The sequence below is a fragment of the Acidiphilium rubrum genome, assembly GCF_900156265.1.
Lineage (GTDB): Bacteria > Pseudomonadota > Alphaproteobacteria > Acetobacterales > Acetobacteraceae > Acidiphilium > Acidiphilium rubrum.
This window is the reverse complement of sequence record NZ_FTNE01000005.1, coordinates 177805-190657: the sequence shown is the minus strand read 5'-3', so window position 1 is coordinate 190657 and position 12853 is coordinate 177805. Positions and strand designations below refer to the sequence as shown.

The 12853-nt window shown below is 63.0% G+C and carries 13 protein-coding genes and 1 pseudogene; 2 read left to right on the top strand and 12 right to left on the bottom strand.

Features of this window, described 5'->3' with window-relative positions:
• Positions 1–366: pseudogene (locus tag BW994_RS19560) on the top strand (hypothetical protein); the annotation flags it as partial.
• Positions 367–587: 221 nt separating this feature from the next.
• Here BW994_RS19560 and cbbX read toward each other — a convergent pair.
• From cbbX to msrP, 7 genes are all read right to left on the bottom strand, one after another.
• Positions 588–1514, bottom strand: coding sequence for a CbbX protein (gene cbbX / locus BW994_RS05945; RefSeq protein ID WP_051657239.1), 927 nt, complete (start codon positions 1512–1514; stop codon positions 588–590).
• An 11-nt stretch (positions 1515–1525) separates the two neighbouring features.
• Positions 1526–1948, bottom strand: coding sequence for a ribulose bisphosphate carboxylase small subunit (locus BW994_RS05940; protein ID WP_029311242.1), 423 nt, complete (start codon positions 1946–1948; stop codon positions 1526–1528).
• Positions 1949–1959: 11 nt separating this feature from the next.
• The gene (locus BW994_RS05935; protein ID WP_029311241.1) at positions 1960–3438 is read right to left on the bottom strand and encodes a form I ribulose bisphosphate carboxylase large subunit; all 1479 of its coding nucleotides are present in this window, start codon (positions 3436–3438) and stop codon (positions 1960–1962) included.
• A 28-nt stretch (positions 3439–3466) separates the two neighbouring features.
• Positions 3467–4546: a class II fructose-bisphosphate aldolase gene (gene fba, locus BW994_RS05930; protein WP_029311240.1), complete on the bottom strand. Its 1080-nt coding sequence runs from the start codon at positions 4544–4546 to the stop codon at positions 3467–3469.
• Between the two features lie 125 nt (positions 4547–4671).
• Positions 4672–5550: a phosphoribulokinase gene (locus BW994_RS05925; RefSeq protein ID WP_029311239.1), complete on the bottom strand. Its 879-nt coding sequence runs from the start codon at positions 5548–5550 to the stop codon at positions 4672–4674.
• The gene (locus BW994_RS05920; protein WP_029311238.1) at positions 5547–6614 is read right to left on the bottom strand and encodes a class 1 fructose-bisphosphatase; all 1068 of its coding nucleotides are present in this window, start codon (positions 6612–6614) and stop codon (positions 5547–5549) included. The genes BW994_RS05925 and BW994_RS05920 overlap by 4 nt, the downstream gene beginning before the upstream one ends.
• 274 nt (positions 6615–6888) lie before the next feature.
• Positions 6889–7854, bottom strand: a complete 966-nt coding sequence (gene msrP / locus BW994_RS05915) for a protein-methionine-sulfoxide reductase catalytic subunit MsrP (RefSeq protein ID WP_029311237.1) — start codon at positions 7852–7854, stop codon at positions 6889–6891.
• A 100-nt stretch (positions 7855–7954) separates the two neighbouring features.
• Between msrP and mazG the strand changes: the two genes are divergently transcribed.
• Positions 7955–8776, top strand: coding sequence for a nucleoside triphosphate pyrophosphohydrolase (gene mazG / locus BW994_RS05910; RefSeq protein WP_029311236.1), 822 nt, complete (start codon positions 7955–7957; stop codon positions 8774–8776).
• On the opposite strand, the gene BW994_RS05905 is transcribed toward mazG, so the two are convergent.
• From BW994_RS05905 to BW994_RS05885, 5 genes are all read right to left on the bottom strand, one after another.
• Positions 8756–9601, bottom strand: a complete 846-nt coding sequence (locus tag BW994_RS05905; RefSeq protein WP_035228375.1) for an inositol monophosphatase family protein — start codon at positions 9599–9601, stop codon at positions 8756–8758. The genes mazG and BW994_RS05905 overlap by 21 nt on opposite strands.
• Positions 9598–10908, bottom strand: a complete 1311-nt coding sequence (gene hflX / locus BW994_RS05900; protein ID WP_029311234.1) for a GTPase HflX — start codon at positions 10906–10908, stop codon at positions 9598–9600. Before hflX ends, BW994_RS05905 begins: the two co-directional genes overlap by 4 nt.
• A 6-nt stretch (positions 10909–10914) precedes the next feature.
• The gene (gene hfq, locus BW994_RS05895; protein WP_029311233.1) at positions 10915–11238 is read right to left on the bottom strand and encodes an RNA chaperone Hfq; all 324 of its coding nucleotides are present in this window, start codon (positions 11236–11238) and stop codon (positions 10915–10917) included.
• 234 nt (positions 11239–11472) lie between these two features.
• A complete protein-coding gene (mnmA, locus tag BW994_RS05890) occupies positions 11473–12510 on the bottom strand; it encodes a tRNA 2-thiouridine(34) synthase MnmA (RefSeq protein ID WP_029311232.1) in 1038 nt (345 codons plus the stop codon).
• 8 nt (positions 12511–12518) lie between these two features.
• Positions 12519–12851, bottom strand: coding sequence for a ferredoxin family 2Fe-2S iron-sulfur cluster binding protein (locus BW994_RS05885; RefSeq protein ID WP_029311231.1), 333 nt, complete (start codon positions 12849–12851; stop codon positions 12519–12521).
• Positions 12852–12853 lie beyond the last annotated feature (2 nt).

Below are 12853 nucleotides of genomic sequence, written 5' to 3'. Positions count from 1 at the left end.
GTCGCCGGTGCCAACGCCCGCCTCGAACTCCAGCACTTCATGGAAGATCCCATCGTCCAGGCCCTCCTCGCCACCCACCCCAGCCTCGGCCGCATCCTCCGCCCGCTCCACACCATGCTCGGCCTGCGCTACCCACCCAGCATCAAACGCCCCAAATCGACCAAGCCCCGGCCCAAGCGCCTCCGCAAACCGAAGCGCCAGCCCAGCTTCATGGACCAATACAAAATCAACCCCGACGGCAGCATCGACTTCACACCCGAACAACTCCACGAAATCCTCGGCCCACCCCCACCGCCCGTGCCGCCCTGGCACCAGCCGTTCATCCCCTCCTTCAACGTCAAAAAAATGTGGCGCAAAGGGCCATGATTTCGCACGTCTATTTCGTTACGATAACGAAACAAACAACACAAAAAGACAAGGGAAGCACTTCTTTTTTGTGAACAAAAAAGAAGCAAAAAAAACTTTGTTAATTTGGGCCCGTGCCGGTTCAAACGCCCCTGCCCCGGAGTTCGAAAGTTTTTTGCTTCTTTTTTACAAAAAAGAAGCCTACCCTCCCTTCCCTTCCCGCGCGCAACATCACAAAGCCCTCAGGCGTCGATCTCTCCCGAACTGGTATCGGTCTCCAGGAACACCCGGCTGCCGAGCAGATCTTCGGGCTCGATCATCGTCAGCATCGCCGGATCGATCAGCCCGTCATGCGCGATCAACCGGTTCGCCTGGCGTAACCGTGCCCGGTCGAGCGCGTTGCGGATCGAGCGCGCATTTGAAAAATACGGCCGCTCCCGCCGCCGCGCGATATACCGGTCCATCACCACCCGCGCGTCCGGGCTGAACCGGTAGTTCTGCCGTTGCAACATCGTATCGCTGATCGAAAGCAATTCGGCATTCTCGTAATCAGGAAAATCGATATGATGAGCAATGCGCGAGCGAAACCCCGGATTGAGCGCGAAAAACTTGTCCATCCGGTCGGCGTACCCCGCAAGGATCACCACCAGATCCTCGCGCTGATTCTCCATCACCTGCAACAGGATCTCGATCGCCTCCTGACCATAATCGCGCTCGTTATCCGGCCGATACAAATAATACGCCTCATCGATGAACAGCACGCCACCGATCGCCTTTTTCAGAATCTCCTTGGTCTTCGGTGCGGTATGCCCGATGTATTGCCCGACCAGATCATCCCGCGTCACCGAAATCAGCTGGCCTTGCCGAACGAAGCCGAGCGCCTTCAGAATACTCGCCATCCGCAGCGCCACCGTGGTCTTGCCGGTGCCCGGATTGCCGGTGAACGACATGTGCAACGTCGGCGCCTCGGTCGCGTAGCCGTATTTCTGGCGCACCCGCTCGACCAGCAGGAGCGCTGCAATCTCGCGGATGCGCGCCTTGACCGGCTTCAGCCCGACCAGATCGCGTTCAAGCCCATCAAGCACTTCGCTGATGCCCGCACCGGCGAATTCGGCCTTCAGGTCGATCGGTTCGGTCGGGCGCATTGCAGGTTCCGCATGGTCGAGCATCATCATCTCCCTCAGCCGCCGTAGCGTGAGCCTTCCGGTTTTTGCAGCCCATAGGCCCGGGTTTCATAACGCATCATCCGCCCGCCGATTTCCTGGCGCGTCAGCATGAACCCGGCTTCATCGGCCGGCCGCTGCACGATGAAGGAAATCCGCAGCGACTCCCAGGTGTTCGTCGCATCGAACGCGCTGAGCCTGATGTAACAATCGGTGTGGATCCGCCGGCAATCGTTCAACTCGCCCATGATCGCTTTCGCGTCACGGATGTCGAACATCGGCAGACCCCACATCTCCCAATACGTGTTCCGCGGGTGTGGATCGTCGGTATACTCGAGATTGACCGCCCAGCCATTGTCGAGACAATACTGGATCTGCTTGCTGATCTGTTCATCGGTCAGATCAGGAAGATATGAAAAACAGCCTTGGGTGACTCGCATGGTCTTGATCCTCAGTATGCTGGCATCGGGGAAGCAACAAAATCGGGCGTGTCGGTCGAAGTATAATCGAACGTCACATCGCCCCAGGTATCGAGCGCCTGGCGCAGCGGCAGGCAGTGCCGCGCCGCCTGGGCGAGAATATCCGGACCCTCGCGGTAGTAATCACGCCCCTCGTTGCGCGCCAGGATCATCGCTTCGAGCGCGACGCGGTTGGCCGTTGCACCGGCGGCGATGCCGAGCGGATGACCGATGGTGCCGCCGCCGAACTGCAGCACCACATCCTCACCCAGATGATGCAGCAATTGATGCATCTGTCCCGCATGAATGCCGCCCGAGGCCACCGGCATCACCTTGCGGGTGCCCGCCCAATCCTGTTCGAAGAAAATGCCGTGCTCCAAGCGCATCGGGTTGTAGTCCTCGCGCAGCACGTCATAGAAACCGCGCGTGGTCAGCGGATCACCTTCGAGCTTGCCGACCACGGTGCCGGCATGAATGTGATCAACCCCGGCAAGCCGCATCCATTTCGCGATGACCCGGAACGATACGCCGTGCGTCTTATGGCGCGTGTAGGTGCCGTGACCTGCGCGATGCAGGTGCAGGATCATGTCGTGCTTGCGCGCCCATTTCGACATCGACTGGATCGCGGTGTAGCCGATCACGAGGTCGATCATGACGATGGTCGAACCGAGTTCATGCGCAAAATTCGCGCGCTCGTACATTTCTTCCATCGTGCCGGCGGTGACGTTGAGATAGGTGCCCTTGACTTCGCCAGACACCGCCTGGGCGCGATTGACCGCTTCCATGCAGTATAGAAACCGGTCGCGCCAATGCATGAAGGGCTGGCTATTGATGTTTTCATCGTCCTTGGTGAAATCAAGCCCGCCTTTCAAAGCCTCGTACACCACACGGCCGTAGTTGCGGCCCGACAGGCCGAGCTTCGGCTTGACCGTGGCACCCAGCAACGGGCGACCGAATTTATCGAGCCGCTCCCGCTCAACCACGATGCCGGTGGAGGGACCATCGAAGGTTTTGACATAGGCGACCGGCATCCGCATGTCTTCCAGCCGCAGCGCCTTGAGCGGCTTGAAACCGAACACGTTGCCGATGATCGAGGCGGTGAGGTTCGCGATCGAGCCGGGTTCGAACAGCGCGAGATCGTAGGCGATATAGGCGAAATACTGGCCGGGCCCGTTCGGCACCGGATCGACCCGATAGGCTTTGGCGCGATATTTCTCGCAGGCGGTGAGCCGATCGGTCCAGACCACCGTCCAGGTCGCGGTCGAGCTTTCACCAGCGACCGCGGCCGCCGCCTCGATCGCGTCAACACCGTCCTGCGGCGTGATGCGGAACAGCGCGATGACGTCGGTGATTTTCGGTTCGTAATCGGGCTCCCAATAGCCCATCTTGCTGTATTCCATGACGCCCGATCGATAGCGGTCCTTGCCGCGGACGGTCTTGGCATCGGCAACGCTTGGTGTGGGTGTGTCCATTGTCAGGTCTCCGGTTAGCGGTTGTCGTTCAGGCGGCGGCGCGAACGGAAAAGACGGGGTCTAGGCTGCCGGTAGCGTATTGCCGCGCCATGGCGGCGAGCGGTTGGGGGCGAATGCGCGATGCCTGGCCCGCGGTGCCGAACGCTTCGAAGCGTTGACGGCAAAGGTCGCGCAATGCCGCGGTCGCTGGTTTCATGAATTGGCGGGGGTCGAATTCGGCCGGTTTTTCGGTCGCGACCTTGCGCAGGGCTACCGCCATTGCGAGGCGGCAATCGGTGTCGATATTCACCTTGCGCACGCCGTGGCGGATGCCGACCAGAATTTCCTCGATCGGCACGCCCCAGGTTTGTGGCATCGCGCCGCCATAGCGGTTGAACGCCTCCTGCAATTCCTGCGGCACCGAGGATGATCCGTGCATCACGAGGTGCAGCGCGGGCATGCGTTCGTTGATCGCGCGGATCACGTGCATCGCGAGAATCGCACCATCGGGCTTGCGGGAAAATTTATAGGCGCCGTGCGAGGTGCCCATTGCGACCGCGAGCGCATCGACTTTGGTGGCTTTGACGAATTCGACCGCCTGATCGGGATCGGTCAGCAACTGGTCGTGCGACAGCGCGCCCTCGGCGCCGTGGCCATCCTCCGCCTCGCCCATGCCGGTTTCGAGGCTGCCGAGCACGCCGAGTTCACCTTCGACCGACACGCCGACCCGGTGCGCCAGATCGGCCACGCGTGCGGTGATCGCGACATTGTAGTCGTAATCAGCGGGCGTCTTGGCATCGGCTATCAGCGAACCGTCCATCATCACGCTGGTGTAGCCGTGCTGGATCGCCGAGAGGCAGGTGCCTTCGTCGTTGCCGTGGTCCTGGTGCAGGCAGATCGGAATGGCGGGGTAGGTGATTTCTGCGGCCTCGATCATTTTTGCCAGCATGACGTCGCCGGCGTAGGACCGTGCGCCGCGCGATGCCTGCAAGATCACCGGCGCGTCGGCTGCGGCCGCCGCCTCCATGATCGCGATCACTTGTTCCATATTATTAACGTTGAAGGCCGGGACGCCATAGCCGCGCTCGGCGGCGTGATCGAGCAACTGACGCAAAGTGATGCGTGCCATATCAAAAACCTTTCAAGAACGGATACACAGTTGTTTTCAAAGGCAAGCGCCCAACCAACAAAGTTTTTTTGCTTCTGTTTTGTTCACAAAAAAGAAAACGTTCCCTTGACTTTTTCTCTGCATTTTCATCGCACAGCCCGCTTTTTGTGATCCATCAGCTGCATGATCACCGGCGTTAAAATCAGTTGCATGGCCAGATCGAATTTATTACCGGGCAAGACGATGGAATTGGCGCGCGACATGAAGCTGCCGTGCAGCATCGATAACAGATAGGGAAAGTCGATGCCGTGCGGGTTGCGAAATCGCACCACCACGATCGATTCATCGGCGGTTGGAATCCAGCGGGCGATGAACGGGTTCGAGGTATCGACCGTCGGCACGCGCTGGAAGTTGATGTCGGTATAGGTGAACTGGGGGCAGATGTAGTGAACGTAATCGGGCATTCGCCGCAGGATCGTGTCCATCACCGCTTCGGTGGAATACTGGCGGGTCTTGCTGTCGCGATGGATTTTCTGGATCCATTCGAGGTTGATGACCGGTACGACGCCGATCTTGATATCGGCGTGCTTGCCGGTGTCGATGTCGCCGTGCTGAACAGCGCCGTGCAGACCCTCGTAGAGCAGGATGTCGGTATGCTCGGGCAGGTCTTCCCATGGCGTGAACGTGCCGGGTGCGGCGCCGTATTGTTCGGCTTCGCTCTGGTCGTGGATGTAGTGGCGAGATCTGCCGCGGCCGGTCGCCGCATAGGTTGCGAAGGTCTCCTGCAGTTCAGACAGGAGATTGGTTTCAGGGCTGAAATGACTGAAATGCCGGTTACCCGCCGCTTCCGCCTCGGCCATTTTCAATTTCATTGTAGCGCGATCGTAACGATGAAAGGAATCACCTTCGATCATCGCCGCCTCGATTTTTTCGCGGCGGAAGATCTGCTCGAACACGTTGCGGACCGAGGTGGTACCCGCGCCGGACGAGCCGGTGACCGAAATGATCGGGTGCTTGCGGCTCATGCCAGTGATTCGATCGTGCTCGCTGTTTTGCGAAACAGCGAGCGCGTCTTGAACAGCGGTGATTCGTTCACCGCACCGGCGTGATATGCATCGGCCACGCGCATCACCTCGTCGGTCGAGCCGAACACCAGCGGGCAGCGCTGGTGAATGTCGTCCGCGACCAGATCGAGCACGGCGGTTCGGCCATCGGTTGCGGCGGCGCCGGCCTGTTCCATCAGCATCGCGATTGGATTGGCTTCGTAGACCAGGCGCAGGCGCCCGGCCCGGTAGCCGCGCCGCTGATCGGCCGGGTAGAGATAGATGCCGCCGCGCATCAGGATGCGAAACGCGTCACCCACCATCGAGGCCAGCCAGCGGGTGTTGAAATCCTCGCCGCGCGGCCCGTTGCGGCCTTTTTTCAGCTCCATGATGTAGGTGCGGATCTCGGGGGCCCAATGGCGCAGGTTCGACCCGTTGATCGCGTATTCGCGCGTGGTGTGCGGCACCTCGATTTCACCGCGGGTTGCGATGAAGGCGCCGGAGTCCGGGTCGAGCGTGAAGACGCGGGTGCCGGCACCGAGGGTGAGGACCAGGGCGGTCTGCGGGCCGTAGATCACGAACCCGGCGGCAAGCTGCTGGCGGCCGGGCTGCAGGAAGGGTGCTGCGGGATCATCCGCGACGCCCATGCCGGCGGGCATGATCGAGAAGATCGTGCCGATCGGGGCCAGCGTGTCGATGTTGGATGAACCATCGAGCGGATCGACCGCGACGGCGAGGGGGGCATGCGGGTCGAGCACCTCGGGTTCATCGGATTCCTCCGAAGCGAACACCGCGACCGGAGCGCGGGCCAGGGCTTCGCGGAGAATGGTGTGGGTCATGGCGTCCAGCGCCTTCTGGCCATCACCGTCGATCGAGGCGCCGATGATCGCGCCGAGATTGCCGGCCAGCGGACCGCGCGCGAGGATGCGCGAAATCTGGCGACCTGCGGCGGCGATGGAATGAACCGTCTGGCAGACCGCGACGAGATGCGGTGTGCGACCGGCGGCAAAATCCAGATATGAATCGAGTCTCAGGTGTTCGGCCATGGCATGTCTCTCCCGTAAACGCACCACCTTGAGGCTCGTGCCGTTTTGTCCCCGCGAGGTTTGTTCCATCGCAGAACCGGAATATGAACAGCCTTAAAAAAATAAGTAAAGATAAATTTTCTTTGTTATAGATTTAGTTTAACTTAACCAAATCGTTGCATCTACGCATAAAGTTTTACAGCATGCATTTTATACGCAATAAACGGCAAAACGCGCGGGTAATCTGGCGGGATAGCCACCGCCCGATCGACCGCGCGCGGGGTGCCGGTTTCCGTTACATGAACAGCGTGCGGTCCTGTTTCATGCCGGCGTAAAGCGGCGCGACCCACTGGCTGTAGCCGTTGTAGATCACGGTCGGCACGGTTTCGTCAGTGCCGATGATCCGTTCGCGCGCCTGGCTCCAGCGCAGCGTCGGGAATTTCGGGTTCACATTGGCCCAGAACCCGTACATGTCCGGGCTGGTCTTCTGCCAGAAGGTTTCCGGCTGATCCTTGACGAATTCGATCCGGACGATCGACTTGGCCGATTTGAACCCGTATTTCCACGGCAGGATCACGCGGATCGGCGCGCCGTCCTGCTTGGGCATCGGCTGGTTGTAGAGGCCGGTGCCGACGAAGGCGAGTTCGTTGGTCGCCTCCGCCATAGTCAGGCCTTCGTGATAGGGCCACGGGAAAAACGGGATCGACAAGCCAGGCATCGTCTTGGCATCGGCGAGGCTGGTGAACCGCAGATATTTCGCCGAGGAGAGCGGCTTGGCGAGTTTGACCAGGTCGCTCATGGCGAAGCCCTCCCACGGCACCGTGATCGCCCAGGCTTCAACGCAGCGGTGGCGATAGACGCGGGTTTCGGTTTTCACCTGCTTCATCAGATCATCGAACGAGATCGTGAAGGGTTTTTCCACCAGCCCGTCGACTTTGATGGTCCAGGGCTCGATCGGCAGTTTCTGGGCGGCGCGCCAGATATCCTTCGAGAGGCCGAATTCGTAGAAATTATTATACCGCTCGGCGTCTTTCTGCGGGGTCAGCGGCCGGCCGGGCTGAAAGCGCATGGCGGCGGCGGAATAGCCGGGGTCCTCGATCGTGACCTTCATTGCGCTCTGCGCCTGGGCCGTGCCGATCGCGCCGAAGCCCATGGTTGCGGCGCCGAGGCCCCCGAGTGCCGCGCGACGGTTCATCACGATGTGCTGCGGCGTGGCGGCACTCTCGGGCAGGTCCCATTCGGGTCGATGTCTGATCAGCATGGTTGTTCTCCTTGACCGCTATATTAGTGTGGTTTGGCGAATCCGCTCCATCACGCCGGCGTGACCCGACGCCGCGATCACCCCGAACGCCCGAGGCCGCATGACCGACTCCGAACCACAAAGCACTGGCCTGACCCGACTGCTCGCCGTCATGGCCGCGCTGCGCGATCCGGTGTCAGGCTGCCCCTGGGACCGGGTGCAGGATTTCGCGTCCATTGCTCCCTATACGGTCGAGGAGGCCTATGAGGTTGCCGATGCGATCGTGAATAACGATCCATCTGCGTTGCGCGATGAACTGGGCGATCTGCTGTTTCAGGTGGTCTATCACGCGCGCCTCGCCGAGGAGCGCGGCTGGTTCGATTTCGAGGCGGTGGCGGCGGGTATTGCGGCCAAGATGATCCGCCGCCATCCGCATGTGTTCGGCGATGCGGCGATGCGCGATGCCGGGGCGCAGACCGCGGCCTGGGAGGCGGACAAGGCGCGCGAACGGGCCGGCAGGGCCGAAACCGGCGTGTTGGACGGGATTGCGAGCACGCTGCCGCCGCTGCTGCGGGCGCAGAAACTCGCGAGCCGGGCCGCCCGCGTCGGGTTCGATTGGCCGGATGCCGCCGCCGTGCTCGACAAGCTCGATGAGGAAATCGCGGAACTGCGCGCGGAATTGCCGGGCAACGATCCCGACCGGATCGAGGATGAGCTGGGCGATCTGTTTTTCGTGATGGTCAATCTGGCGCGCAAGCTCAGGTGCAGCGGCGATGCCGCGCTGCGCCGGGCGAATGCGAAATTCGAACGCAGGTTTCGCGCGGTCGAGGCGCTGTTGGCAAGTGCCGGCACCACGCCCGAGCAGGCCAGCCTCGATGCGATGGAGGCGCTGTGGCGGCAGGTTAAAGCCAGCGAGCCGCGTTCAGGCGAACACCTGGCTTAGCGCCTGCCAACTCGCTTCATCGACCGCCGCCATGATGCCGCCATCGAGCTCGGAGGGGTGCCAGGGCGAACCATCCGGCTTGCGGACATAGCCGCCCGCCTCCGCGACGATCAGGGCGCCGGCCGCATGATCCCACGGCAGGGTCCGGCGCGAGACGGTGGCATGGATATGGCCCATCGCCAGGGCGCGGTAGGTATGCGCGGCACAGCGGAAATTCGACGTCTGCCCCAGCTTCGTCAGGCCGCGCAGCACGAGTGAGCGTTCCGGCTCGGACATGTATTGCCACGATACCGAGGCGATCGACGCATCGAGCGGCGCGGGTTTGGCGACGTGCAGGCGCACCCAATCGTCCGGCCCGGCGGCATCGCCGGCGGTGGCGCGGCGGATCAGGAAGGCGCCGTGGCCCTTGGTGGCGACCACGGTATCGTCGCGGATCGGATCATAGATCAGGCCGGCGGTGGTCTCGTCATCCTCGACCAGCGCGATCATGACGCCGAACAGCGGCAGGCCGGCGGCGTAGTTCTGGGTGCCGTCGATCGGGTCGATCACGAACACGGGTGCTGAACCGCCGATGGCCCCCATCAGCGTGGGGTCGCCCGCGACCGATTCCTCGCCGATCACCGCGATGCCGGGGAACAACTGCCGCAGCCCCTGGGTGAGTGCGCGTTCGGCCGCTTCGTCGGCCACCGTCACCGGGTCGAGCGGGCCGGATTTGGTGCGCAGATCGGCCGGGCCGATATGGCCGAAGCGCGGCATGATGATGGTTTTCGCGACATGGCGCATCAGCTCGGTAATAGCGACCAGATCGGCTTCATCGAGCATCATGGGACGGAACTCGCAGCCGACAGGGTGAAATCGCGCTCGAACCGGGCCCGGTCCTCGGGGCGGAGGCGGACAGTGACCTTGATATCGTCATCGAGATCGGCGCGGGCCAGAACCTCGCCATGGCGGTACAGCCAGGCGAGCGAGGCGCCATCCGACGAAGGCAGGGTGTAGTCGACCAGGTGCATGCTGCTGGCCAGACGCGCATCGATCGCCTCGCGCAGCGCCATCAGGTTTTCACCGGACAGGGCCGAGACCGCGATGGCGGTGGTATCCGGCAGGTCGCGCAGTTCGGGGGCGAGCAGGTCGATCTTGTTGAGCACTTCGAAGCTGCGGGACTGCCAGCCGGCATCGATCATGCCGGAATCGGCCATGCCGTCGAGCACGGTGACCACATCGGCGCGCTGGGCGGCGCTGTCGGGGTGGGCGGCGTCGCGAACGTGCAGCAGAATATCGGCCGCGGCGACTTCTTCGAGCGTCGCACGGAAGGCGGCGACCAGTTCGGTCGGCAGATCGGAGATGAAGCCGACCGTGTCGGACAGGATGGCGTGGCGGCCGGAGGGCAGCACGATCAGGCGCATGGTGGGGTCGAGCGTTGCAAACAACTGATCCTCAGCCTGGACGGCGGCACCCGTGAGCGCGTTGAACAGGGTCGATTTGCCGGCGTTGGTGTAGCCGACCAGGGCGACCACCGGATAGGGCACCCGGCTGCGCGCGGTGCGGTGCAGGGCGCGGGTGCGGCGGACATCGTCCAATTCGCGTTTCAGGCGGGCGATCCGATCGGTGATCAGGCGTCGATCCGCCTCGATCTGGGTTTCGCCAGGGCCGCCGAGGAAGCCGAAGCCGCCGCGCTGGCGCTCAAGATGGGTCCAGGACCGCACCAGGCGGGAGCGCTGGTAGGCGAGATGGGCGAGTTCGACCTGCAGCACGCCTTCGGCGGTGCGGGCGCGTTCGCCGAAAATATCGAGGATCAGGCCGGTACGGTCGATCACCTTGCAGTTCCAGGCGCGTTCGAGGTTGCGCTGCTGCACCGGGCTGAGCGCGGCATCGACCACCGCGACGGTGATATCGGCCTCGGTGATCGCCTCGCCGATGCGGCTGACCTGACCCTCGCCGAACAGGGTCGAGGGGCGGAGCGCGCGGATTTGCAGCGTGTCCTGATAGGCGATGACCAGCCCGATCGAGGCGGCGAGGCCGATGGCTTCGGCCAGCCGTGCATCGGCCTCGCGCAGACGATCGCGCCGCGATCCATGCTCCCAGGGGAGCAGAATCGCGGCGCGGGTCGGGGCGGCCTGGGTTTCGGTGGTCAAATAAACCTACTCGTCATCGCGATCGGGCTCCGCGCGGTTCATCAGGCTCAAAGTGGTGGGATTCTGCGAGGGGGTGGCGGCGACGCTGCCCTCGGCCTTGGTCGCATCGAACAGCTGGATCGGCGCACCCGGCATCACGGTGGAGATCGCGTGCTTGTAGACCAGCTGGGTATGACCGTCCCGGCGGAGCAGAACCGAGAAATTGTCGAACCAGGTGATAACACCCTGCAATTTGACGCCGTTCACCAGGAACACGGTGACCGGGGTTTTGCTCTTGCGAACATGGTTCAGGAAGACGTCCTGCACGTTCTGCGATTTTTCGTTGGCCACGGCGGGATCCTTTATGTTTTTGTCGCGCCGGTCGATGCCGGAGCGATGGTTGCACTATGGTGTGGCACGACGGCCGAAAACCGTCACGCCCGAAGTTTTGCGCTGCCGCTTGCGTGGCACGAAAGCGGCGGCGCATCGCCATTATAGCGCGATGAACGGGCGAAACCAGAGTCGATTGCGCGGTTCGCCGATTGAAACCGGCAAGAGTTGCGCGGCGCCGGTATCAAATGGCCGTCAGACGATGAACCCGCCGCCCAGCACCCTGGTGCCGTCATAGATCACGCAGGCCTGGCCCGGTGCGGCGAGGGCCGCGGTATCGAGCGTCACGATGCCGGTGGCAGCGTCGATTTCCGCGTCCTGCGGGGTTTCGCGGGCGCGGAGCTTGACGGTCGCGCGAAACGGCGTGCCCGGCGGCTCGATCAGCCAGTTCGGCTCGGCAAGCCGCACCTGGCGCGACCCCGTGCCGCGCGGCCCGACCACGAGGCGGCGGCGCCCGGCGTCGATTTCGGTGACGACGCGCCCCGATGCGGCACCCAGGCGCTTGCCTTGGCCCACCGTATAGCGCGCGATGCCTTGATGGCTGCCGAGCACGGTGCCGTCCTGATCGACGATGTCGCCCGGCAAGCCAGCGTCAGGGCGGAGTTTCGTCACGATATCGGCGTAGGAGCCGGAGGGGACGAAGCAGATGTCCTGGCTATCCGGCTTGTCCGCCACCTGCAGGCCCATGCTGGCCGCATGGGCGCGCACTTCGACCTTGTCCGGCATCGTGCCGAGCGGAAACCGGGCGAATTCCAGCTGGTCGCGCGTGGTCGCGAACAGGAACCAGGACTGATCGCGCGCGGCATCGGCGGCGCGGTGCAGTTCGGCACCGTCCCTGCCCTGTTCGCGGCGGACGTAATGGCCGGTGGCCAGCGCTTCGGCGCCCAGATCGCGCGCGAGGCCGAGCAGGTCGCCGAATTTCAGATGCTGGTTGCAGCGCACGCACGGCACCGGGGTTTTGCCGGTGGCGTAGGACTCCGTGAAATCGGCGATTACCGCCTTGCGGAACGCGGCTTCGGCGTCGATCACGTAATGCGCGATGCCCAGACGGTCCGCCACATTGCGGGCGTCGTGAATGTCCTGCCCGGCGCAGCAGGCACCCTTGCGGCCGGCTGCGGCACCGTGATCGTAGAGTTGCAGCGTCACCCCGATCACCTCGTGGCCGGCCGCGTGCATCAGCCCGGCGACCACCGAACTATCCACCCCACCCGACATGGCGACCACGATGCGCATGATGAACCCTAGCCGCCCTGGGCGTTGCGCACGCCGGCCGGCAGGCGCACCACCAGCCCGTCGAGCGCCGGCGACATCACGATCTGGCACCCCAGGCGGGAGGTTTTTTCGAGACCGAACGCGAGATCGAGCATATCCTCCTCATCCTCGGAGGCCTTGCCGAGCTTGGCGTACCAATCCGGATCGACGATGATGTGGCAGGTCGAGCAGGCGAGCGAGCCCTCGCACGCGCCTTCGATATCGACGCCGTGCTTATGTGCCACTTCGAGCACCGAGAGGCCGACCGGCGCATCGACGGTGCGGCGCGATCCATCGCGCTCGATAAATATCATGCTTGGCATCG

Bases quoted from the DNA above. Each gene is read 5' to 3' on its own strand.
- cbbX (WP_051657239.1), bottom strand. From the start codon at position 1,514: ATGCTCGACCATGCGGAACCTGCAATGCGCCCGACCGAACCGATCGAC.
- BW994_RS05940 (WP_029311242.1), bottom strand. From the start codon at position 1,948: ATGCGAGTCACCCAAGGCTGTTTTTCATATCTTCCTGATCTGACCGAT.
- BW994_RS05935 (WP_029311241.1), bottom strand. From the start codon at position 3,438: ATGGACACACCCACACCAAGCGTTGCCGATGCCAAGACCGTCCGCGGC.
- fba (WP_029311240.1), bottom strand. From the start codon at position 4,546: ATGGCACGCATCACTTTGCGTCAGTTGCTCGATCACGCCGCCGAGCGC.
- BW994_RS05925 (WP_029311239.1), bottom strand. From the start codon at position 5,550: ATGAGCCGCAAGCACCCGATCATTTCGGTCACCGGCTCGTCCGGCGCG.
- BW994_RS05920 (WP_029311238.1), bottom strand. From the start codon at position 6,614: ATGGCCGAACACCTGAGACTCGATTCATATCTGGATTTTGCCGCCGGT.
- msrP (WP_029311237.1), bottom strand. From the start codon at position 7,854: ATGCTGATCAGACATCGACCCGAATGGGACCTGCCCGAGAGTGCCGCC.
- mazG (WP_029311236.1), top strand. From the start codon at position 7,955: ATGACCGACTCCGAACCACAAAGCACTGGCCTGACCCGACTGCTCGCC.
- BW994_RS05905 (WP_035228375.1), bottom strand. From the start codon at position 9,601: ATGATGCTCGATGAAGCCGATCTGGTCGCTATTACCGAGCTGATGCGC.
- mnmA (WP_029311232.1), bottom strand. From the start codon at position 12,510: ATGCGCATCGTGGTCGCCATGTCGGGTGGGGTGGATAGTTCGGTGGTC.
- BW994_RS05885 (WP_029311231.1), bottom strand. From the start codon at position 12,851: ATGCCAAGCATGATATTTATCGAGCGCGATGGATCGCGCCGCACCGTC.